Here is a 23,822-nt window from a genome sequence, read left to right as displayed (position 1 = left end):
CAAATGACTCCGGTCTCGCGCACAGAAGCACACCGAGTATTTGCCGATTTGTATCGGAAGCCTAGGACACCCGACCACCAACAACTGGTAGACGAAGCGATCCTTCGGTCCAATGACGTCTTCATTCGCATTGACCTAATCAAAAAAGTGGATGAGGACTACCAAAATAAAAACAAACCCAAAGATAAACCTAAGTCTTATTTTGAAGATAAACCAGAACGGGAAAGCTCTTCGCGGGGCGATTCCCAAGGGAAACAGGAACAGAAAAGACAATCAGAACTGGTAAGCACAGAGTCCGCCAAACAAAAACAAGCTGCCCAGAAGAAAAAGGCTGAGCCAGCAAAACCCGCAACTGGTGGTGGCGGCTTTTTTGCTGCTCTGTTTGGTGGTGGTGGCGGACAAACTCCGATTGCAAAGTTTGCAAAAGATACAGGAGCTATTGATGTGGGATTGTTTGGTCGGAATCCGAGTATTTCTCCAAGCGCTGAAAGACTTTTTCGTACGCTAAAAGAAGATACCATTATCCCAACAATCCAAGCCTTACGTACGGCTGAGCAACAGGGATGGCGCCTTTGGACACCGCTTGTGTACAACATCATTGCAAATTTTAGTAAATTCTTTAATGCTTTTGTTTCCCTTGACTCTCTTTTTATAGATAAGATTTCTCCTGATATTTTTTTGGATCGTTCGGTAAAAATGCAGATGTTTTATATCCGGTATCTGCATCGAGATGATGCGCCGAAGATTATCCTGGAAAATTTACCAAAAATCGTTGAAATGGATGAGAAACTAGCGAACAAAATGTCCGCTGTTATGACAGGTATCAATTTTGGTATCGGTCTTGAATCGGAAAAACCGAAACTTTCCGATGTGATCACTGCTTTTTATATTGTGTCCAAAAAGAAAATGGTTACCTGGGATGAAATCATAGCCGACCTTAGGGTTCCTGCTATCCAGGAACACAAATTCCAAGCTTCACGTGAAATCCAAAAAGAAGTAGAGATCACTGTAGCCAAAATCTCAGATGACATCAATGTTCGTGTCTTCAAAAAGGAAGAATTACAAAATCTAAGAACGAGATACTTTACTATCGATGACAAAGGAAAGATCAATTTTGAGTTTCTCAATATTGTTGTAGATGACTTTACCAAACTGCATATACCGGAAGCAGCTAAAAGCCAATCTGTAAAAAATACTTATAAATCTATGCCGCATCGTTTGTTGTATTTATTACTTAGAGACATTCAGGTAGTTTATATCAACATGATTGAGGGTTATATCCGTCTTGGGGATATCAACCAAAACCAAGAGTTACTTATAGTCCAACCTGGCCTATTCCGACAAGAAATCGAAACAATGAACAATTTAGTTCGTGCTATTGAAACTTTTAATAAAAAATTCCCAAGTTTTCAATACACATTCCAACAATTTAATAGTGACTACTCAAAAGGGACAATGGACCAAATCGTAAATAGTATCTTGCGCGTACTTATCGATTCCGCGGAGTTCTTTGGTCAATTCGCGAACAAATTGAATATTATGGTGGAAAGCCATTTGATGGCGAGAGCTTCGGAATCAAAAGGGAAAGGTACGGATAAAGTCGCTGTTACGAAAGAAAAAGTCATAGAAGAAATCAAACTCCAACAGAGATTCATTCCACACTATGACAAAACATTGGTGACCAAAGAAAGAATCAATGGAATGACTGTTGAAGAAATCATAATCCAACTTACCAAGTACCTTTACAATTATGCAGTTATTTTTAAAGACCCACAAACTTCTCAGAAATTAACAGCACATAGGAAAATTGAACAAGAATTGATCGCTTTGAATAAAGAATATGAACGACTCACAAACTCTTCCTTCTCTTCAGATGGATCTGGCTTAGCTGCTGCTGTGGCAGAGGACGAACCAGGAGACTTGGGAGAATAATCATATATGCGCATCCTTACTGGATTACAACCATCAGGGAAATTGCATTTAGGAAATTATTTCTCTGCTATTTCGAAAATTTTACAGTACCAAAACAAAGCAGATCTGTTTTTATTTGTCGCAAACTTACATGCGCTCACCACATTTTCCTCCCAAAAAGAATTAGAAGAAAACACCAAATCAGCTATTCTAGATCTTTTGGCCCTCGGTGTGGATCCTGATAAAACTACTTTTTGGGTTCAGAGCGATGTACCCGAAGTCACGGAACTCACTTGGTATCTTTCACAAGCAATCACCGTATCACAATTACAACTTGCCCATTCTTTTAAGGATAAGGTAGCCAAAGGATTCCAACCAGGAGCAGGTCTTTTTACCTACCCAATCTTAATGGCGGCAGATATATTGTTGTATTCTGCAGATAAAGTTCCTGTTGGCAAAGACCAAAAGCAGCATCTAGAATTTGCTAGAGACATTGCAGAGAGATTCAATGCCAGCTTCGGAGAGTGTTTGAAGCTTCCTGAACCGGATATTGATGAAAACACTGCGACTGTTCCTGGGGTGGATGGAGCGAAGATGTCCAAGTCCTATAAAAACACAATTGATTTGTTCGCTTCAGAAAAGGAAATCAAAAAGGCAGTGATGTCCATTGTGAGTGATTCCAAGGGCATTGAAGAACCTAAAAATCCTGATGAGTCGATTATCTTCCAAATCCATAGCTTATTTCTGAACTCTTCCGAACAATCTGTACTCAAGGATAAATATAAAGCAGGTGGTATCGGGTATGGTGATCTAAAAAAATCTTTATTAGAATGCATTTTAGATCATTTTGCTCCTTTCCGAAACCGTAGGTTAGAAATTGAAAAGGATCCCGCTTTTGTTGAGGAAGTGATGAATAAAGGAAAGTACAAAGCAAGCCAAATCGCCCGATTGAAAATCCAAGAAATCCGCAAGAAACTGGGCATCTACCAAAGTATCTAAGTTACCAATCCTTAATATAAAAGACCTTTTTCCTTATGGATAATGGGAAACTGGCTCCCTTGTTGCCCATCTCGGTGGGTGGAAAAATCGCCTTCGGTCTCATTCTTTCGGCTTCCCTATATCAGATTGTTCCAGAAAGCCGGATTTTGTTATATCCTGCTGATTTCCTTTTCGTCATCGTTCTCATCTATTTACCTAGACAATGTAGAAAGTACAGACCGTATCTCTATGGTTTTATTATCTATACCCTACTGCATTTTTTCTCTACATCCAATTTGCCTGACCAAAAGTCTATTGCCAGAGAATCCTTTCAGAGCAGAGTCGATTCCATTTTGCAAAGCTCCCCGTTTCCAAAAGAACTGCAATTAGTCGCAAAAGGTTTGTTAATGGGTTCAAGTAAAGAACTACCCCATGAAATCAAGGAAAGAGCAAGGGAGAGCGGTATATTGCATTTATTTGCCGCTTCCGGTCTGCACCTAGGAGTCTTTTTAGGTGTTTGTTTTTTGGTTACAAAAATAGCTTTCCCTAAACAAAGACTTCTTTCTGTAATTTTCATCCTCTCTCTGGGTTTTGCTTATTTATTTGCACTTAACTTTCCAGTCTCTTTTATCAGAGCTTATTTATTTGCTTTTTATCATATTCTCGGAAAGTACTTTTACAGACAGGGGCAACCGGCAGATACTTTATGTTATGCGAGCTCTACCATCGCATGCTTTTTCCCGAATGATTTTCTGAGTTTGGGATTTTTACTTTCTTTTGGTGCGGTGGCAGGCATATTTTATATAAAACCCATTTTGGATTTTATTTTCCCTTTCCAAGGATTCCACTTTCTCAGGGACCATCTTGGAATCTCGATCGCATGTTCTTTGGCGACCTTTCCTATTCTCATTTTCTACTTCCATTCCTTTTCCTACGGAAGTGTTGGAATCAATATTGTCCTTGTGCCAATGGCATCTATACTCTTACCATTGCTATATGCCAACTGCATTCTGTCGCTCGTCTCTATCCCAATGATCGCCGATTCCCACTGGTATCTCACAGATTTTTTCCTGAGGATATTTTTACGATTGGTAAAGGAAGCAAGTGAGTTCTTTTCCTATTTTTTATTCTTTTCCAAGACCCCAAGCTATGTGATTGCCTATTATCTATGTTTGATGATTCTTTTTTTGCTTCTTCGTTTTTTGATGTTTAGAAGAAAAAAATTTAGGCCTATTATTCAATTATCATTGTTAAGTTTGGTCATATTCTTTTTCCCACTTTCCTACCATTGGACCAAGTCTCTGAAAAAGAGTGCCGAGATAGAATCTGAATCTTTTATGCGCAAGGGTTTTTTTTATCTACGCGATCATTCTCAGCTCTATGTATACGGTAGCTGTTATCAAAAAAAATGGATGAACGATAAAATCCAAAACCTACAAAAAGTCTCTTTGGAAACTCTTTACTATGAATCAGAAACCTGTCTTCCCTTTCTAAGGGAGATCCAAAAAAAATGGTCTCGTTGGGAAAAACAAAGTCCCAAAATCATGCAAAGGAGCGGTTTGAGTCCTTTACTCTTAAGCAAAGAACAAAAGGTTTTGATACGGTTTGACGGGAAGCGCAAGTCTCTTCCACAACTCCTTTCCGAAATTAGAAAAATCCAAACACAATACAAACCCTATCAAAAGTATTTGATTCTGGATTTTCCTCCTTGGTCCAAAGAAAAGGTAGATGACTGGATCCAATACAGAAGCTTTTTTGGGATAAGCAAAGAATGGAACATTGTAGAGCCTGAGGCGATGTCTGAAAACCCCTTACCAAACACCTAAAGAGATCAAAGAGTTTTTGGCTGCCAATGGTTGGAATGCTCAGAAAAAATTCGGACAAAACTTTCTCATTGATCCACCTAGCATCCAGTTCATCATACAATCCTCTGTTCCCTATATAGAAGCTCCCGAAATTGAAATCGCAGAGATTGGAATTGGCTTGGGATCGCTTACCTATCCGATTTTGCAACTCAACCGAAAATCCCACCTCTTTGAAATCGATACTGCTTATATCCAGATCGCCGAAAGGGAAATTTTACCAAAATTCCAACAATCAATTTTATACCCAGGTGATGCTCTATCTCGTTTGATTGAGATCAAAGATCTACCCATCTTCTTATTTGGGAATTTACCTTACCATTTAACGAGCGATATATTGACTTTGATTGCAACAGAGTTTAGTCGCTGGCGAGGAGGTATTTTTATGGTCCAAAAAGAATTTGCAATTCGTGTCTGCGAAGAAATCTCCTCCCTATCACTCTTTTTGGATGCGATTGTTGAAACAAAATTGCTGAAACACATTCATAAGAATTGTTTTTATCCCATTCCAAAGATCGATTCTTCTCTCATCCGCTTGGTTCCCAAACAATTGCAGGAGAGAATGTTTCGATCAAAAGATGAGATCGAACTATATTCTAGATTTTTACGCACTGTTTTTTGGGGAAAAAGAAAACAAATGTCTGTTAGCTTGCGAGAGTCACCTTTTTCCCAAGATAGAGACTTCCAAGAGGCTGTTCTAAAGGCCTTTTCGAATCTGGGAATTTCTGGAAAAAAAAGGCCAGAAGAATTGAACAGGGAGCAATTTTTGAATCTGGGTCAGGAATTGCTTGACGCTTTGTCAAAATGATGGCAAAATCCCCAAAGTATGTTTGAGAACTTTGTCCCCCCTCCTTTCGTAACCTACGCAATTCCTGGTTTCTTTGTCCTCATCGGTTTAGAGGTAGCTTATGGTGCTTGGAAACAGCGTCTACTCTACCGCCTGACGGATTCGATTGCAGACCTTAGCACTGGCATTCTCTCGCAATTATGGGGGCTGTTCCAAAAAGGGATAGGACTCTTTGCTTACTTTTATGTCTATGAACACTTTCGGGTCTTTGAGTTTGCCCTAAACAACCCTTGGGCATGGGTGCTTTGTATCATTGGCCAAGACTTTTGCTATTATTGGTTCCATAGGCTGGCACATGAGGTAAACATACTTTGGGCAGGACACGTCATCCACCACCACAGCGAGGAGTACAATCTCGTCGTGGCACTCCGGCAAACGGGCCTTGGTGGGATCATTAGTTGGGTCTTTTATGTTCCCTTGGCAGTTTTGGGTTTCCATCCTTGGATGTACTTGGCAAGCGGACAGATCAACTTGATCTACCAATTTTGGGTGCATACCAAAGCGGTAGATAAAATCGGGAAATGGGGTGAGTTTTTTCTATCGACTCCTTCACACCACCGAGTACACCATGCCATCAATCCCATTTACATAGATAGAAATCATGGCGGGATCTTTATCATTTGGGACAGACTCTTTGGAACCTTCCAAGAAGAAACGGAACCCTGTGTTTATGGAACTGTCAAACCACTCCGAAGTTTCAATCCTGTGTATGCCAACGTGCATTACTATTGGGAACTGATCGTCCAAGCATTCCAAACCAAAGGCATTTGGAACAAGATCTGCGTATTTTGGAAACGCCCTGGCTGGGTTCCGCCGAAGGGAGATGAGCCTGCCCATTACCTTCCCATCCCCAATGTTAGCCCTGAGACATTTGCTAAGTACGACCCAGAACCAAGTTCTGAGGTGAGGCGGTATACGACTGCTTGGTTTGTGGGAGTCCTTTTAATCTCTTTTGCCTTTCTATTGTTTGTGACCAAATTCACCTTACTTTCGCAAATCCTCTTTGCTCTCTGGGTCACCCTGTCTCTGACATCCATCAACGGAATGATAGAAGGAAAGTCTTGGGCAAGCTCACTTGAGATCACTCGTTTGCTCTTTGGCTTTTTGTTACTAGGCTACTTTGGTCTAGGTTGGATCTCCTATGCCGTTGGGATTAGCTTTCTGATGATGGCAGGTTTCCATTTTTACAAAAACCAAACACTCCACCTAACAAAAGCTAATATTTAGAACAATTCTAATCTTATGGGCCACTCCCTCCAGTGGGTTTTGGCCCCCTTTTCTAAAGCACATAGCAGTCGGAATGTATCGATTATGTCACAAAAAAACCTCAGATGAGACATTTCTAGGCTTCCAAATTCCTTGACCAAGGGAGATGGCTTGAGATTTTGGCAGTGCACAATAAAATGTGAGGCCGAAAAAGATGAAACGAAAAAGATCAATGTTCAGTGTATTGGGTGCCATCCTACTCGTCGTGAGTGTTTCAGCATTCGCCGCCTACCAAAAGAAGCGAAATGAGCCCGTTTATCTAGACAACCATGTATTCCAGAGATACCAAAACTATTGGGGAGTCTGGATCAATTTCAAAACAGAAAGAAAGACCTTGGAAGAGAAAGTTGCCGAACTAGGTTCCGATTGGGAAGACGTCATTGCCCTCAATGCCCTTTCCGAGAAAGAGAAAAATGCCCCAAAGCGTTTCCTCTTCCTCCCCTATGGCGCAGAATATGCTGAATCCTTAGAGAAACAGGGACAATTCCGAGAGGCCATCGAATCCCAAATCGACCAATTCATCTGGCCTGTACTACCCAATAGCAGAACCAAAATCACCTCCAGGATTGGCCGCCGCTGGAATTCCTTACACACAGGTGTGGACATTGCCATCCCCCGAGAGTCGATCGTACTAGCTGCCGCTGATGGCGTTGTAGAGATCGCAGGGAGAAGCGGAGACTACGGCAATACCGTGAAGATCTACCATAACGAAATGAACCATTTCCATACCGTCTACGGACACAACACCGAGGTCTTGGTAAAGGCGGGTGATATCGTGAAAAAAGGACAGATCATCGCTTTCTCTGGAAACACAGGAAAGTCCACAGGTCCCCATGTCCATTTTGAAGTGCGCTACCACAATGTGTATCTCAACCCCGAAAATTTCTTAAGCCCATTTGAAGAAGGACTCAATACCAGCGCAGTCAGTGTAGCGAAGAATTAGTGAAACAGGGTTTGGAAAAGAAAAGGTGGTCGGATGAGGTTTTCTCTTTTTTAACACAGCGTATCCCAGATCGCCCGGGTTTAGCTTGTTTCGATTTTGATAATACGCTCATCCACAATGATTTTGGGGAAAGGCTTATGGAGGCCATTGTCAAGGAAGGTATGCCTTTTTTGCCCAAGGATCTTTCTCACTACTTCCAAGATACAGCCTTCTGGAAGGACCACCATACAAAACCCCTAGCTGAAAAAGAAGTTCGTCTCTGGGAAGAGTATAGCCACCGACTAAAGGAAGATGGAGTCGAGAGTGCCTACCGTTGGACCTCTTTTTTATTCCAAGGATTTTCGATTTCCGAATTTAATTCCTTTAGCCGAGTAAAATGGAATGAAGTAAGCAGAAAAAAAGATGCTTTAGCTGTGTTTCCCCAACCTGAAATGTTAGATCTCATTGCTTTTTTACAAATGTATAATTGGGAGATTTATGTAGTGACTGCCTCTCCTGAATTGGGAATCAGAGCTATCATCTCTTTTTTTGGCTTGGAAGAATCAAAAGTTTTGGGAATGAAACAAACATTAGACGAAAATCAAAAAACAACCGCTGAAATCATAGAACCGTATACCTATGGAGATGGAAAAGTAAAGGCTATACAACACTTCATTGGCAAAACACCAGACCTTGCATTCGGAGATAGTATGAACGATTATCCAATGTTATGCTATGCAAAAAAAGGAATTGGTATTGATAAAGGCTCATTAGAGTTTCGGACTGCATGCCAAAAAAGTGGCCTACTTCTCCAACCTTTTTTTGAGGCGTAGACATTGTCACCAAAGCTTGTCTTAGTTTCTAACCACATTGGTAACGAAAAAGATTTACCACCGCGTACGAAAGAACTTCTACAAAGTGCTGACCTGATCATCGGAGAGGAGGCAAGGACAACTTCCACTTTGCTAAAAAAGTTAGGCATAGAAAAGGACTTTATCCTCTTTAACGAACACAGCGACAAACAGGAAACAGAGGATCTGCTTACTAGGTTATTGAATACAGCTCTTGCCTGTATGATATCGGACTCTGGCAGTCCTGGAATAGAAGACCCAGCCAAAAAATTGGTGCCTCTTGCCTGGGAATACGGGATCCAAGTGAGTGTGGGCCCAGGACCAACTGCAGCGATGGCTGCCCTTACAGCATCTGGATTCCAAAGTTCACCCTTTTTGTTCCTTGGTTTTTTACCCAAAGAACAAAGGGTACGGGAACAAGAACTGAAACGATACCTATCTCTCGGAATGACTTTAGTTTTGTATGAAACAGCTTACAGAACCAAACACGTGCTAGAATCACTTTCCAAAATTGTTCCAGGAGACAGGCGGATTTTTTTGCACCTAGACATTTCAACTGAATATGAAACGAGCTACCGAGGAACGGCCAAAGAAGTGCTTTCACGAGCCAAATTGCACAACAAATCCCTTCCTGTTTTTGTCATCGAAGAGAAAAAGACAGGCAGACAACGATAATTCTTGACGATTCCTCTGTTATATTGAACATAGAACCATGGCCACTAAACTTGAACCCGCAGAAGATGACAAAGATTTCAGCTTATCCGAATCGGGGGATTATATAACGGAAGTCGTCAAAGAGAACTTAAAGCTCATCCGCCATACCAAGGGCTTCTCCCTGGACAAATTGGCAAACCGCTGCGGTGTCAGCCGTGCCATGCTATCTCAAATTGAACAAGGCAAATCGGTGCCTACCATCTCAGTTCTCTGGAAAATTGCGAATGGTTTGAGCGTTCCATTTTCAGAACTCCTAAAAGAAAAAGACCAAGATGGAGTGCATGTCTTAAAAGCGGAAAATTCCAAGGTATTGTTTTCAAACTCAAAGGTCTTTGCTAGCCGTGCCCTCTTCCCCTTTTTGGGAAACCGTAAAACAGAATTTTATGAACTCGTGCTAAAGCCTGGCGGACATGAAGTTGCGGAGCCTCACAAAACTGGCACCACAGAAAACATTGTCGTTGTTTCTGGTAAACTTAGGCTTCGCGTTGGTGAAAAGGTTGTGGAACTAGAACCAAGAGATTCTGTTTTTTTTAAGGCTGATGTCGCTCATGAATATTCAAATCCAACTGACCAGGAGACTTTGATGTATCTAGTCATGGATTATACCGACGAAGTAGGCTAAGCTGGAATACCGCGAAATCAAAGTTAGTCTACCCAAGGAACATTCAGATATCTTATATGCTCTCTTGGATGAGCTACAGGTTGCTGGGTATTATGAAATCCTTTTTGATGGTGAATCCCCAAAAGAGCCAAACCAAGGTCTTATAAAAGATTTTACAAACATCCGAATTTATTTGCTTAGAGAGGATATTGAAAAAGAACTCCAAATACTAATCTTCTTGAAAGCCAATTTCCCGGAACAATTGAGTTTTGAGACACGTTTCATAGAAACAAGAGATTATGAAGAGGCGTACAAAGAGTACTACAAGCCATTCTCTATTGGAAAAAAAATTTGGGTGATACCAACTTGGGAGAAAAATGAACCAAAGGTCATAAACCTATGGAAAGACCAAGATGGGATTCCCCTATTTATCAATCCTGGAGTCGCTTTTGGAACAGGACACCATGAGACAACAAAACTGATTTTAGAATATCTGGATGAACTCAGAGAAAAAGATAAGTTCGCATTCCCGACAGTTGCTGATTTGGGGACAGGGAGTGGCATCCTTTCGATAGGTTTAGCAAAGCTAGGAAGTAAAAAAATCTTTGCCTTGGATATTGATCCAAATGCAGTGAAAGCAGCATGGTCCAATTGGCAAGACAATGACTTTACAAAAGAGATCTCGTTTCGAGTAGAAGAATCTGGTTTAGACCACTCTCTCTGTTTTGAGAGTCAGTTTGATCTCATCATCGCAAACATAACCTTTGCAGTACTTTCACAAAATATACGTCATTTGGCAAAGATGAAATCAAAACGATTTATTTTTTCGGGAATCATCACCGAAAAAAAAGACGATTTCATTCTATTGCTACAGAGCCATCTACCTGGAAAACTCATACACCAAAAAGAATGGAATGAGTGGTGGGTATTGGATTGGGAACGCAATGCCTAATGCCGGAAGTATTTAATCAACCGAACTTGGTTTCCGGAGTCATTGTACTCAACTCTGTCAAAAACTGACTTTGTCATATGGATACCCCTGCCATGCTGCTCGTGTGCCTCATTCAAAGATTCTAATGATCTGGAAAGGATTTGTTTGTGATCAAAACCCTTTCCTTCATCTGTGATTCGATAGGCAACGTATTCTTCCGTGAGTACATATTCTATTTTGATCACCTTGCGGCTATATCTTGGATCTTCCTGTCTTTTCTGTAAAAATTCCAGGTAATTTCCTTCAACCAAAGCTTGCGACTTTTCATCAAATCCTATGTTCAGATTCCCATGCTCTATGGCGTTGATGATGATTTCCCGAACCGATGTCCTAATTTCTGTTTGGGCAATCGAAGAAAGGTGTTTTCCCAGATTGCTCGTTACTTTTTGTGAAACAAGCTCGGCATTTCGTAGGTAATTGGAAATTGTGAATTCAATTCTCTCTTCATCAATGTAATTGATGATACTATCTTCTAATTGTGATGCCATGGTCACAAAGATTTCTCGTAGGTCCCCGAACTCTATGTACTGCATACGCACATACATATCCTTTGGCTCTTTTACATATTTTTGAGAGAAATCCAAAACAAATCGTCCAACATTTCCGGTGATCTTAAGTTCTTGAAACTTTTCGTTCAGATACAAAGAATTGAAGCCTGCTTTTTTTCCCTTAACAGGGTATAAAAATTCTTCCAAAGGTTTTCCCATCAAATCACTCACACGAAAACCCAATTGTTTTGTTAAGGCTCTGTTAGCGTTGATCACCCTTGTATTTTCATCCAAGAGTAGCATCACTTCTTCAGAACCTTGGAAAATTTCTTTGAACCTTTTTTCGGATTCTTCAATCTTTGCTTTTACACTGGAAAGTTCACGTAGATTATCACGGAGACTTTTGGATAGAGAATTGATTCGATCTGCAAGTCCTAAAGACAACAAAACGACTTCAATGGCAGTACCAATTTGTATCGTCCACCTTGTGATTTGGTTGTCTGGAAGCACCCCCAAACTTTTCAGAGAATAGAGTAAAACTCCCAATAAAAAGAAACTCCATGCTACCAAGTAGAATTTTGCAGTTCGCCCTCTCCTTATAAAGGCGATGACACCACTTGCGATCATGATAAAAGCTGAAATGATCGCGAGAGCAATGCCTACTAATGTAGCCATTCTATAAGGAAAAAATAGAATCAAAATAGATGTGATCGCCAAAGCCTGGTACCAATACTGCATATACTTTGCAAACCTAGGTGCTAATGAGCGAAGGCTTAGGAAATAGATCGCAAACAATTGGCCAAGTGAACTTGAGGTCACCATAAAAAATGGCAAACAGGCGTTTGCCCACCAGGTTGCGTCTGGCCAAAGGTATTGAAATGCTAAACCATTATTTGATAGATGGAATAGTGAAATGGAAGTTATAAATAAAACATAGAGAAGATAACTCAATTCTCTAGTGAAAACATATATACTAGTATTGTAGAGAATCATCACCAACATAATGCCATAAAATAAGCCAAAGATAATCTGCTCTTTGGTCATTTTGTTTAAAAGTTCTTCTGTGGACCATGCCTTGACCGATACAGGAATCGTTGATTCAGACTTGATTCGGAAATAGTAGACATTTCCTGATTGGGCTTTTTCTGTTAAGGGGAAAATGACGTTTCTATAGTGTAACTTACGATTGGCGAAAGAAATCCTATCGCCTGATGTTTCCAGATAGCCCTGCGGTAGGGACTTGGAAAAAATTTGTACTTCATCCAAAAGAGGGAAATCAAATTCAAGCAACCAGGAAACATTCTGATTCTCTAGATTTTCCACAGGCAAACGAAACCAAAATTGAGAACTGCTAAATCCGAGATTCTCCTTTTCTAATTTTTTGAAATTGGAATCGTACTTTCCGGCTAGTACTTCTGCGGGCACAAAAGAGGCATTCGTATCCTCTAAAATACTTAGATATTTAACGAGAGCTTTCCCCTCGATCTCATTTTTAATTGAGAAAGGGACTTCAGCATAAACAGTGCTCGCAACGAGCAAGAGAAGGACTGGGAAGAGTCTAGAGAGTTTCGTTTTCAAATTAATTTCCGAGATATTAGTATCTTTAAAAAAGCAAGCCCCAGTAGATGGGAATTCCTTATTTTTTCTAGCCTTTTTTCCGATTCCAAATAAATTAGGGGTTAGATTTATGCACCGTAAAGAATTCTTATCAAAATTGGCTATCACTGGTTCCTTGTTTGCTCTGCAGAGAAAAAATGAGCTCTTCGCCCAAGCTGAACCAACATCTGAACCGACTTCTTCCCTTAAGCAAAACACTGCCAAAACTGCTATCGTTCTAGGCGGAGGTCTTTCTGGTCTCTATAGCGCCTATTTGTTAAAACAATCTGGATACCAAGTTACCCTGATCGAAAGAGGAGATCGATTGGGTGGCCGGATCTTCACCTTCCAAGACAAAAATTTAGGTATAGTACAGGACTTAGGTGGAGAGTGGATTGGTGAGGGACAAGCCGATATCAAAACCTTAGTTAAACAATTGGGACTTACTCTTAAAGACTCTCCTCTTTCCGAAAACTTCCATTTAAGAAATTCAGAAAATCCATTACTCAATTTAAGCAAATCTTCACTTGAGACAATAGAAAAAGTCATCGACTTGCATAAGTCACTTGGAGAGTCCCAAAGACAAGGCTTGGACAAAATTAATTTTGCATCTTATATCCGCTACCAAGGAGTTTCAGAAGATGAAGCCAGATCTCTTTCCGAAATCTATCGCCTACTTACAGGAGCAGACCTAAACGCTATCTCCAGTGAAGACATGTTACATGATCTGGAAAGTCCCGAGTCTTCTTTACGCCCAAAATTTTTTGTTTCAGGAGGTTCTGAACAGATTATCCAAAGACTTCTTCTGGCAATGGGAAAAGAAGTGGAAATTCTAAGCTCTGAGACGGCAGTGAAAGTAAGCCAAACAAAGAATGCTGTGACGGTTGATCTCCTTTCTGGTCGATCTGTAAGAGCAAATATAATGATTTGTACTATCCCCGCACAAAATGTACTCGATATTAAGTGGCTACCTAATCTACCAAAAGACATGACCTATTCTGCCCTAAGGATGCAAATGGGACGCATTTCAAAAAACATTGTCCTCCTAAAACGAAAGGAAACCACAAAACCTTTTTTGCAATTATCGGAGACACCAATGCAGGCAATGTATGTTTCCAGTGAAGAGGCCATTGGAGAAAATGTCCTTGCACTCACATCAATTACACAAGGTGATCGCTCTACACTTTGGGAAAGATCTTCCGAGAGCCAGAAGAAAGGATTAGCGCGACTATCCTTGGCCGAGACAAAAATGGCAGATAGCGGCGAGCTGAGTGATCAGAGTTTCGTTTTTCATAGTTTCCAAAAAAATACGGGGCTTAGAGGATTTGTTTCTCTATTCCCTCCGGGTAGCTTTGGAATCAAAGAGGTATGGAAAGAACCTTTTGAGCGAGTTTTTTTCGCAGGCGAGCATTTGGGTCGGCACTCTGGTTCCATGGATGGAGCCTTGTCCTCCGCCATACAAGCAGTTAGCCGAATCTAAACACAATTAGGAGTTTTTGCGAACTCCAAAACACCAAGATAAAAGTTTTGAATTTTGGATCCATACATCGTAGGCAAGAAAGCTGAGACTTAAAACAAATCCTACATGTAAGAAAAACTTTTCTGTGACTCCCATGACCTCTGTACGAATGCAATAGGCATAAAATAAGGATAGGGGGTGGTGGATGAGATAGATTGGTAGGCTTGAGTCGATTAAATATTTCGTGAACCTGTTTTCAAAATGGAACCATTTTTGGAAAAGAAATACAAAAAATAAAGTCCAGACCAAGGGAGACAAGCACCATAGGAAAAGGTGGAGGGCACGGATCCAATGACGCCCATAATAAAATGGCATCCAGAGCTCATCGATGATTTCAATTTCATAAAACAAAACAAAGCTGAACATGCAGACAAAGAATAAAACCAAAAGGCTAATGTTTGATACATTCCGTATTTGGAATATAGTATTCTTGGTGTGGTAAGAAGCGATACCAATCCAAAAAAAACTACTTTGGTAAACAAGGGTAAGTTTTCCGATACCTAAAACCTCATCGCCAGAAGGGAAAAAAGAATGCCCGATCAAAACCATACTGAAACTAAACAAACAAAAATAAAAAATTTGAAGGGACAAAGAACTTGGAAAAAAGTCCATACCTCGTTTAAGCCATTGTTTTGGAAAAAAAAAGAACATCATACTGAATAGAACCAGATCAACCAAAAACCATATGTGGGATTGGGCAAAGTCTTCAAAGGTAAAGAAGTAATGTAAAAAAGAAACGAAACCAAGATTTTCCTGTTTGATCTTTAGCATCAAATAATACTGGACTGGAGCAAAGAAAAGAAGTCCAAACAGAGCCGGAATCATGATCCTCTGTATGCGACCTTTCAAATAGGACAAGGAACCTTTTTTTTCCCAAACAAGTGCCGAAAAAAAGCCAGAAATGATGAAAAATAAAGGCATACGAAAGCTATGGACCCAAAAACAAAAATAGGCGAAGAATTCTAATCTATCTGGATTTTGGATCGCATAATGAATGTGAGGAGCATACACAATCGCTGCATGGAAAAAAATACCCAAGATCAATGCGAAGGAACGCAAATTGTCTAAATAAAATAATCTTCCCATCCCTACTGGGAGTGTAAGTACATCTTAAGTAAAAGTCGATTCTTTTTCTTTTCTTGACAGATGCTAATTTGAATGTCTGGCTAGTAAGTATGGAACCCCAGGAAAAACAAGAAACATTCTTTTCTATGGTTTCGGATGAAGAGATTGCTAGGGAAAGAAAAAAAGCAAAAGAACTCAAACAATCTGCTTGGTGGAAAAAGAAGCGCTCCTCAGGGATTTGTCATTACTGTGGTAATAAATTCAAGGTAGAAGATTTAACAATGGATCACCTAATCCCTCTTATTCGAGGTGGACTTTCCATTAAATCAAACTTGGTACCCAGCTGCAAAGACTGTAATTTTAAAAAGAAACATAGTCTTCCATTTGAAAAGGATTTCTTCCAATAATGGACTTAAAGGATTTAGGCATCCAAGGCGATGATTTTTTACCAAGCCATAGCTCGGAAGAAATAGACCTGGTAGATGAAGAAGGAAATACCTACCTCTGGGAAGTTTTTTATTCCTTTACCCTCTCTGGTTCAGAGTACCTTGTGTTTATCCCTACGAGTGAATCTGAATACCATTTAGTCAATGTGGAATTGGACGACCCTGAGTCAGATGTACCTGGATATATCGTCCTTAGAATAGGCAATGACACAAACGGTGAAGAGATCCTAGAAGAAATACTAGACCCAGAAGAATTGGAAGAAGTAGCAGAATTTGTAGAAGCCGAAATCGGAATGTTAGGTGAGTTTCTCAACCAGGAGGAATAACCAAAGTCTCACCTTTACAAACGATTTCCTTTTTTTGGTTGGTCCAGACCACTTTCATTCTGACAGCTTTAATCTTATCAACTTTTTCTACAACTTCGACTGCACATGTAATTGTATCTCCCATATAAACTGGTTTTCTAAACTTGGTTGTTGTCTCTAAAGCTAATGTGCCGAGTCCAGGTAACTTCATTCCCAAAACCGGCGCTAAGAGAGAGGCCGCAAGCCCTCCATGTGCAATCCTTGTTTGGAAGGGAGTTGTTTTTGCATATTCTTCATCCATATGCAATGGATTAAAATCTCCACTAATACCTGCGAATAAGTAAACGTCTGTTTCGGAAATAGTTTTTGTAAACGAAGCAGTCTCGCCTATTTGGATCTCAGTATATGTTTTTCCTTTCACATACATTATGTTTTCTTCTCCTTGGATCTAAACTCAAAGTTGTAGGATACACCTTGTCCTGGTGCTGTTTTGATTTCAATGATCCTGCCAGACATTTGACTACAAAGAGAAAAAATAACGGACAAACCAATACTTTCTGCCTTTTGTAGATCAACACCTTCTGGAATTCCGATGCCATTGTCACTATAGAAGAATAATATTTTTCCTTCTTGTACAAATTTGACTTTGATTTTGATTTCAGCATGTTCTTGGTCTTGGAACGCATGCCGAAATGAATTTGTTAGCATTTCTGTCAGCATTAGGCCCATCGGGACGGCCATACTTACGTTCAATTGATTTGGATCGATATCTAATTCTATTAAAATATTTGAACGCATATACATAAGTTTTATATTCTCAACTAAACTTTCTATATAGTCTTCTGTATTTAGATTTGCTAAATTTTTGGAACCGTACAATTTCTCATGTACAAGGGCAATGGCTTTGATTCGGACTATGCTTTGTTCAAGTATATGGGAGCTCTCTTTGGATGCAGTGAAAGCTTGTATTTGTAAAAAGGAGATAATAACTGCTAAATTATTTTTGACTCGATGGTGCACTTCTGTGAGTAAAGTTTCATTTTCTTTTAAGGAAGACTCGAGTAAATTTTGTTTTTTCACATATGTACTAATATCACTTGTTATCCCTATGGCTCTGCCTACCTGGGAAGATTCATCATAAAAATACAATCGGTTCTCAGATGCATACTTTATCCTTCCATCGGGGAAGAGCAGGCGATAACGAAGGTCTAAAAATCTTTCTCTCAATCGATTGAGCCAGATCCTCGCTACCATCTCTCTATCTTCAGGATGTAAGCGCTCAATCAACCTTTCTGGATGGTTTCGGATTTCTTCGCTACTCAATTCAAAAAATGTTTCAGATTGTTTGCTCACCATCTCTATCTTCCCTGTTTTGATGTTGAAGATCAGAACGGAGTCTTGAATCTCTGTAAGAATCTTTTGGTACAACATGTCCAAACTGTTCTTCTCTTGGACTGTCTGCTTTTGGAGTTTAAATTCTCGAAGTAGAAGTAGATAAATGAGGATAGAAGACAAACCAACAAAAAACCAGCCTTTATAGGACTGGGCAATTTCGATATCTACAATGGTCTGGTTCCGTTGTGAAATTAATATGTCGGAAAAATAAATCCAAAGCACTCCAAGCACAAAGTATATAAATGCAACTCGGAGTGCAGCTTTCACTTAAACCAACTCTTGCAAAGTATCAAACCTTTCATTTACAATATTCTCAATCTGTTTGGATATTTTCCCAAATGTTTGCCAAAGTGAATCTAGTTCAGAGCCTACGTATTCAGACAATCGAGAAAGCGAAGATAAGTATTTTCCTGTTAAATAATATGTCAACAAGGTTCTATCAGCTAACTTTTCTGCCTTTGGATACATGGAATGTTCCGTGTGTAGGTCTTTTTCTGAGAGGGATAAAATCACAAATAAGGAAAGTGCATCAGCGAAAGCAAATTCCAATGATTGCATTTTCTTACGTGCAGAAACCGAATCCATAGCGATCAAAATATCATACAGAATGTTCTGGATCTCATCTGCTGAAGACTTCACTTCTTTGATCTTTTCAAATTCCACCATAAATTTAGTTTTTCCTGGATATAAAGAGGCAATGATTGATCTTTGGATTTCGCTTGTCCCACCTCCTATTGTTCCTAACTTTACATCTCGATAGAACCTCTCAACAGCATACTCCTTCATATAGCCATAGCCACCTAATAACTGTACTGTGTCTTTTGCTACATCTTCAGAGATCTCAGAGGAGATTAGTTTCCCGAGTGAACTTTCCAGAGGTGATGGTATGCCAGCATCCTTTCTTTGGGCAACCCAATAGATAAGTCTACGGGCAGCTTGGATGTAGACCCAATTTCGTGTTAGGATATCTTTCATTGCATAAAAAGTGGATATTGATTTTCCAAACTGAACTCTTTCTTTGGCATATTTCAGACCCGATCGAAAACAAAATTCCATGGCGCCAGACAATCCTGCCACAAAAACGGTTCGTTCCCATTCTAATGTTTCTTTGCCAATTCTTAAAAAACCTGAATTGAGTGGACCAAGAAGATTTTCTTTGGGAAGGATCATATCATCAAACGAAAGCTCGGCGGTCATAGACGTATGGTGACCCAATTTCTTTAGAACCTTACTCACACGAAAGCCTGGTCTTTCTTTTTCCACTAGAAATGCGCTGATCCCCAAAGGACCTCTTCCTTTCTCGGAAGTCCTTGCCATTGTGACAAAGACATGACCTACAGGACCATTGGTAATGAACATTTTGGACCCATTCAACTTCCAACCTTTCTCTGTCTCTTCTGCCTTTGTTAATAGGGAGGCTGCGTCTGAACCGGAGGCTGGTTCACTTAACGCAAAACCTGCGATCCATTCGCCTGTGGCAATTTTTGGTAGGTATTTCTGTTTTTGTTCTTCGCTTCCTTGAAATACGATGGGCATTGCTCCAATGATCATATGTGCGGCCCAAGATAAACCCATGCCCCCATCCAAACAGCCAGCCGCAAATGCATCTGTCGCGTGCGAACATTGCAAACAGCTTGCTCCCTGCCCACCATATTCGGTGGGAATGGACAATCCGGTCAGTCCCGCTTTGCTAAATTCAGTCCAAAGTTCCGAGGACCAAATCTCCTTTTCATCTCTCTCTTCTGCAGAAGGTAAAACCTTTTCCTGTGAAAAATGAAAAACTGTATCGAAGAAGTCACTTTCCTCTTCGGATAAATATGGATTTAATTTTTTATTTCTCATTGAAATAACCCTTCGATCTCATTTTTAAATGTTTCTGAAATGACATTTCGTTTCATTTTTAAAGTACGAGTCATTTCCTTGTCTGGGTCAAATTGGCGAGGCACCAAATAAAACTGGTTAATCGGAATGACTTCAAAACTCTTGAAGCCATTTTCTTTGGAAATGATCCGAGAAATTTCGCTTTTAAAAAGATCACGAATTTCTTTCACTTCATTCCATTCTTTATATTTACCAGAATGATTCGGATATTTCTGGTCAATGGTTTCAAAATGCGGAACAATTAAGGCACCTAAAGTTTTTTTATCGTGACCCACAACCATCACCTGATCAATATAAGGTGAGGTAAGCAACTTATCTTCAATTGGGACTGGTTCTATATTTTCCCCTCCAATCAATGCAATGGTATCTTTTGATCGACCTGCAAAGATGAGTTCATTTCGATAAGAGAGCATCATTAAATCACCTGTATCAAAAAAACCTTCCGAGTCAAAGACGACCTGATTGAGTTCAGGTCTTTTATAGTACCCTTTTAAAATTTGATCGGATTTAATCCAAAGTGTTCCCTTTTCTCCAGGCGCAGTGAGAATGTTACCTTTATCATCTTTTAGGCGGATTTGATAACCACCGATGGGAACTCCCACCGTCCCTCCAGTAGGTTTATCATTGGAGCGAATGGAAACAACAGCAGAAGTTTCTGTCATACCATACCCTTCCAATACCTTCATTCCAATCGCCGAAAGAAAGCCGTCTACCACACTTGGTAGTGCAGAACCTGCGGAAATGCAAACACGGATTCTTCCTCCAAGTGCCTGGTGGATAGGCGAAAATATTTTCAAGGAAAGCAGTTTAAATGGAGAAAGATAAAACAAATGAAAGAGGGAGATGGTTTTTTTGAAAAATGCAGAAAAGAAATTTGGTTTTAGAATTTGGAAGTCATAGCCTTTAACAACAGCTAAGTGCTTTGCCCATTTTTTACCAACAGAGAGAAAGAAAAGAAATAAAGATTCTTTCAAACCACCCTCCTTTGCTACTTTTGCCATAATCCCATTGTAAACTGATTCCCAAATGCGCGGAACAGATGGGAAGATAGAGGGTTTAAATTCTCGGAGGTCTTCTTTCAAACAAGGCATATACGAGACAAGAAACTCGTTACCGAGAGAAAGAGTGGCATATTCCACAGCACGTTCAAAGGCATGCCATGGTGGAAGTAAACTAACAGCCGTATCATCCTCTCGTAGGCCTAATCGATGTATGGTGTTTCTGATCGCGGTGATCCAACCCTTTTGGCTCAACATTACTCCCTTTGGGTTTCCCGTTGTGCCAGAAGTGTAAATCAATGTTGCCAGATCATCTGCCTTTACCTTAAGAAGATGTTCTTTAACAAAACTTGGCTGTTCGGAAAGAAGAGACTTCCCTTTGGTATAGAGAGAGCTAACAGAAAAATCACCCTCCTTCCATTCACCATTATCTGCTTCCAAGACAAAGATTTGATCTAGGTTGGGTAGACGGTCCTTTAGCTTTTGGATCCTCAATCTGTCCGATTCTTTTTGTACCACCACAAACCTCGCTTCCGAATGGTTGAGGATATAAATGATCTCTTCTTCCACTATATCAGTGCCTCTTGGTACTACGACAGCGCCTGCGGAGAGGATACTTAAGTCCATGCAGAGCCAATGGGGAGAGGCATCACAAAAATAGCCCACGCGGTCACCTATTTGGAGACCTATCGAGTGCCAACCGGCCACTAAGGCATCCACCTTTTCCAAAAGATTTTGGAAGGATATCCCTGGGAACTGGCCTTGTTTATCACGTCTGCGGAAGCTGATCTTTTCAGGAAAGCGGCTTGCTACCTGTTCAAGGAGGTGGTACAATACAGTGGGTGTTTCGTTCATGGAAAATCCTGGGGGCAAAGGCCCTCGGTGGATAAAAAACCACTGTTCGTTTTTTGCAAGTTTTTTTGTAAAAATTAGTACGATTTCATGAAAAGGTGGACAATTAAGTGTTTTTTTGGATTCAAAATGGAGAACTCCGGCCCCGCCTCCCCGAAGTAGCTAGGGAAATGGTCCGCTCTCTCCCTAGAATGGCCGCCATCCCATCGGAAGTCCCTGGGGCGGAGACAGGAGCAAGGCCAGCCCTGTTTTCGGGAAAGCCGAGCGATTACGAGCGAAAGGAAGAAAGCCACAAAACAGAACTTGTCTTTGCCCACCAACTCATGTCACAGCCCGTCTTTTGCTTGAGCCAATCTGCGAGTTTCCAAGAACTGAAGGATGCCTTTTTGGAAAAACGATTCCGACACATTCCCATTGTCGATGAAAAGAAAAGCTTAGTTGGTATCGTTTCCGATCGCGATTTTTTGAAGTATAGCCTCTTAGATGAGGGAAAAAAAATGGATTGGAACCAATGGACTCAAAAAAAGATTCTCACAGCAAGAAGAAATACGGAAATCAGATTTGCCGCAAAAGTTATGTTAGAGGAACACATTGGATCACTACCGATTGTGGATGAAAAAGGCCAATTAGAAGGCATCATTACTAGAAGTGATTTCATCCGAGCGATGGTAAAATTTCCTGGTTTTATTTTAGTCGTTTAGTATCTTTGCTCTCACACTATTATGAATTTGCTACTTGATCTTGTCATCATAATCGTTTACTTCCTTTCTGTCTTTGCACTAGGACTTTACTTTTCAAAAAAAAAGACAAGTGAGGAGGACTTTTATCTTGGTAAAAAAGAAATCCATTGGGTATGGCTACTCTTCTCACTAGTTGCCACAGAAACATCTAGTTTAACATTTTTATCTGTACCAAGTGTATCTTTTAAGTCTGATTTATCTTTTTTACAATTAGCGATCGGTTATATTTTAGGAAGAACCATAGTCGCCTATTTCCTTCTACCTTCCTATTTTGAAGGAGAAAGAATCTCAATCTATGAGTATTTAGGAGAAACATATGGCCCCTACGCAGAAAGGTCCATGTCTCTTGTCTTCACCGTCTCCCGAATTTTAGGTGATGGGATTCGTCTGTATGTAACTTCGCTTCCGGTTGCCTTTTTACTCCAAAAATCCTTTGGATTTCAATATAGCGATATACAAATTGGCATTTTTTCCTTAGCTATCATAAGCATCGTGACTATCATTTATTCTGTACTAGGTGGCTTTAAAGCTATTGTCTTTACAGATTCATTGCAGTTGATCATCTATCTTATCGGCGGATTGTATGCCCTTTTCCTTTTGTCTGGTTTGGTGGTATTTGATGAGGGCACCTGGGCTCAAATCTCAAATAAACTCACAATCTTCCATCTTTCTTTCCAAGAAGGTGACCTCGCCTACTACTTTCTTTTCGCGATCCTGGGTGGAGCTTTTATTTCGATCGGCTCCCATGGGACCGATTTGATGTTGGTTCAGAGAGTGATCGCAAGCAAACAACTTTCTGTTGCTAGGCGAGTTTTGGTATTGAGCGGAGTTTTTGTATTTTTACAGTTTGTTTTATTTTTAAGTATTGGAATCCTACTCTATCTGTATTTCCAAAATAGAAACATAGCTCCTGACAAAGCCTTCAGTTACTTCATCATCGAAAAGATACCATCCCCATTTTTAGGACTGCTTCTTTCTGCTATCTTCGCAAGTGCTATGTCGACTCTCTCCTCTACGATCAACTCATTGTCTCTCACCTGGGCAAGAGATTGGAAACTGGATCGTTACCTCAGTCCAAAGTCTTTGAGTGTTTTGTTTGGGGTCATCCTTTTCTTATCTTCTTTGTTCCCTTTCTCTTTGGGTGAAGGAAATGAAAAAGGTGTTTTAGAAATGGGTCTCACTATTTTTTCCTATACCTTAGGCCCAAGCATTGCCCTATTTTTCTTTGCAAAGTGGAAACTTGCACCTAACTTACCTAGTCTTTGCATTCCAATTGTTCTCTTCAGTGCCATCGTTCTCGTATTTCTCTTGACCCAATTCTGGAAATTGCCATTCACAACAATCATCCCTGTCGGCATTTTGCTCTTTGTGGGATTGATTTACTTCCTTATCGCCCTCCTTTCACTCTTTTCCAAAATCGGAGCCAAACCAAAATAAATTTGACAAAAACAGCGATCATCATTGTCTAAGATTTAGAATGAAATCATATCCGATACAAGCACAGTTGCTCCTTCTCCTCGGTCTCGTATAGATCGAGGAGGTTAGCGTGCGCCTTTGCGGAAAAGAAGCCCGGTCCTCCTGAAGAGGAACTGGG

General features: G+C 40.3%; 21 protein-coding genes. 15 read left to right on the top strand and 6 right to left on the bottom strand.

The genetic code is table 11. From position 1 onward, the window contains the following. Positions 1-3 precede the first annotated feature (3 nt). The 10 genes from DI060_RS00390 (at position 4) to DI060_RS00345 (ending at position 10,904) form a co-directional block, all read left to right on the top strand. Positions 4-1,932 carry a hypothetical protein gene (locus DI060_RS00390; protein WP_108972526.1) on the top strand — a complete coding sequence of 643 codons (1,929 nt, stop codon included), beginning with the start codon at positions 4-6 and terminating at the stop codon, positions 1,930-1,932. A 6-nt stretch (positions 1,933-1,938) separates the two neighbouring features. Beyond that, positions 1,939-2,910, top strand: coding sequence for a tryptophan--tRNA ligase (gene trpS, locus DI060_RS00385; protein WP_108972524.1), 972 nt, complete (start codon positions 1,939-1,941; stop codon positions 2,908-2,910). 35 nt (positions 2,911-2,945) lie between these two features. After that, positions 2,946-4,715 (top strand): ComEC/Rec2 family competence protein, encoded by a 1,770-nt coding sequence (locus tag DI060_RS00380; protein ID WP_108972522.1) that lies wholly within the window; start codon positions 2,946-2,948, stop codon positions 4,713-4,715. 16 nt (positions 4,716-4,731) lie between these two features. Beyond that, entirely contained in the window at positions 4,732-5,559 is an 828-nt protein-coding gene (locus DI060_RS00375) for a ribosomal RNA small subunit methyltransferase A (RefSeq protein WP_369689606.1), read from the top strand. Between the two features lie 18 nt (positions 5,560-5,577). After that, complete coding sequence (locus DI060_RS00370) at positions 5,578-6,825, top strand: sterol desaturase family protein (protein ID WP_108972518.1); 1,248 nt, start codon at positions 5,578-5,580, stop codon at positions 6,823-6,825. A gap of 193 nt (positions 6,826-7,018) precedes the next feature. Further along, a complete protein-coding gene (locus DI060_RS00365) occupies positions 7,019-7,807 on the top strand; it encodes a M23 family metallopeptidase (protein ID WP_108972516.1) in 789 nt (262 codons plus the stop codon). After that, on the top strand, positions 7,807-8,619 hold the full coding sequence (locus DI060_RS00360; RefSeq protein ID WP_244594231.1) for an HAD family hydrolase: 813 nt from the start codon (positions 7,807-7,809) through the stop codon (positions 8,617-8,619). Before DI060_RS00365 ends, DI060_RS00360 begins: the two co-directional genes overlap by 1 nt. Positions 8,620-8,622: 3 nt before the next feature. After that, positions 8,623-9,312, top strand: coding sequence for a 16S rRNA (cytidine(1402)-2'-O)-methyltransferase (rsmI, locus tag DI060_RS00355; protein WP_108972514.1), 690 nt, complete (start codon positions 8,623-8,625; stop codon positions 9,310-9,312). A 37-nt stretch (positions 9,313-9,349) separates the two neighbouring features. Next, positions 9,350-9,973 carry a helix-turn-helix domain-containing protein gene (locus DI060_RS00350; RefSeq protein ID WP_108972511.1) on the top strand — a complete coding sequence of 208 codons (624 nt, stop codon included), beginning with the start codon at positions 9,350-9,352 and terminating at the stop codon, positions 9,971-9,973. A 1-nt stretch (position 9,974) separates the two neighbouring features. Next, a complete protein-coding gene (locus DI060_RS00345) occupies positions 9,975-10,904 on the top strand; it encodes a 50S ribosomal protein L11 methyltransferase (protein ID WP_108972509.1) in 930 nt (309 codons plus the stop codon). Here the strand turns inward: DI060_RS00345 and DI060_RS00340 are convergent. Beyond that, positions 10,901-13,009, bottom strand: a complete 2,109-nt coding sequence (locus tag DI060_RS00340; RefSeq protein ID WP_108972507.1) for a 7TM diverse intracellular signaling domain-containing protein — start codon at positions 13,007-13,009, stop codon at positions 10,901-10,903. The two genes, DI060_RS00345 and DI060_RS00340, sit on opposite strands and share 4 nt — an antisense overlap. Positions 13,010-13,118: 109 nt before the next feature. Here DI060_RS00340 and DI060_RS00335 point away from each other — a divergent pair, with 109 nt between their 5' ends. Further along, positions 13,119-14,507, top strand: coding sequence for a flavin monoamine oxidase family protein (locus tag DI060_RS00335; RefSeq protein ID WP_108972658.1), 1,389 nt, complete (start codon positions 13,119-13,121; stop codon positions 14,505-14,507). Positions 14,508-14,513: 6 nt separating this feature from the next. On the opposite strand, the gene DI060_RS00330 is transcribed toward DI060_RS00335, so the two are convergent. Then, positions 14,514-15,632, bottom strand: coding sequence for an acyltransferase family protein (locus DI060_RS00330; RefSeq protein WP_108972505.1), 1,119 nt, complete (start codon positions 15,630-15,632; stop codon positions 14,514-14,516). Positions 15,633-15,721: 89 nt separating this feature from the next. Here DI060_RS00330 and DI060_RS00325 point away from each other — a divergent pair, with 89 nt between their 5' ends. Continuing rightward, the gene (locus DI060_RS00325; protein ID WP_108972503.1) at positions 15,722-16,018 is read left to right on the top strand and encodes an HNH endonuclease; all 297 of its coding nucleotides are present in this window, start codon (positions 15,722-15,724) and stop codon (positions 16,016-16,018) included. After that, a complete protein-coding gene (locus tag DI060_RS00320; protein WP_108972501.1) occupies positions 16,018-16,383 on the top strand; it encodes a DUF1292 domain-containing protein in 366 nt (121 codons plus the stop codon). The genes DI060_RS00325 and DI060_RS00320 overlap by 1 nt, the downstream gene beginning before the upstream one ends. On the opposite strand, the gene DI060_RS00315 is transcribed toward DI060_RS00320, so the two are convergent. Genes DI060_RS00315 through DI060_RS00300 form a run of 4 tightly spaced genes read right to left on the bottom strand, consistent with a single transcriptional unit; the run spans position 16,367 to position 21,491 of the window. Further along, on the bottom strand, positions 16,367-16,789 hold the full coding sequence (locus DI060_RS00315) for a MaoC family dehydratase (RefSeq protein WP_108972499.1): 423 nt from the start codon (positions 16,787-16,789) through the stop codon (positions 16,367-16,369). The two genes, DI060_RS00320 and DI060_RS00315, sit on opposite strands and share 17 nt — an antisense overlap. Then, on the bottom strand, positions 16,789-18,024 hold the full coding sequence (locus tag DI060_RS00310; RefSeq protein ID WP_108972497.1) for a sensor histidine kinase: 1,236 nt from the start codon (positions 18,022-18,024) through the stop codon (positions 16,789-16,791). The genes DI060_RS00315 and DI060_RS00310 overlap by 1 nt, the downstream gene beginning before the upstream one ends. After that, positions 18,025-19,599, bottom strand: a complete 1,575-nt coding sequence (locus DI060_RS00305) for an acyl-CoA dehydrogenase family protein (RefSeq protein WP_108972495.1) — start codon at positions 19,597-19,599, stop codon at positions 18,025-18,027. After that, positions 19,596-21,491 carry an AMP-dependent synthetase/ligase gene (locus tag DI060_RS00300; protein WP_108972656.1) on the bottom strand — a complete coding sequence of 632 codons (1,896 nt, stop codon included), beginning with the start codon at positions 21,489-21,491 and terminating at the stop codon, positions 19,596-19,598. Before DI060_RS00300 ends, DI060_RS00305 begins: the two co-directional genes overlap by 4 nt. A gap of 167 nt (positions 21,492-21,658) precedes the next feature. Between DI060_RS00300 and DI060_RS00295 the strand changes: the two genes are divergently transcribed. Both DI060_RS00295 and DI060_RS00290 read left to right on the top strand, forming a co-directional pair. Next, positions 21,659-22,189: a CBS domain-containing protein gene (locus DI060_RS00295; protein WP_135354961.1), complete on the top strand. Its 531-nt coding sequence runs from the start codon at positions 21,659-21,661 to the stop codon at positions 22,187-22,189. Positions 22,190-22,210: 21 nt separating this feature from the next. Beyond that, a complete protein-coding gene (locus DI060_RS00290) occupies positions 22,211-23,665 on the top strand; it encodes a sodium:solute symporter family transporter (RefSeq protein ID WP_244594230.1) in 1,455 nt (484 codons plus the stop codon). Positions 23,666-23,822 lie beyond the last annotated feature (157 nt).

Origin of the sequence: Leptospira ryugenii (assembly GCF_003114855.1) — a bacterium.
In the GTDB taxonomy this organism is placed as follows: domain Bacteria; phylum Spirochaetota; class Leptospiria; order Leptospirales; family Leptospiraceae; genus Leptospira_A; species Leptospira_A ryugenii.
This window is presented reverse-complemented; position numbering and strand designations above follow the sequence as displayed.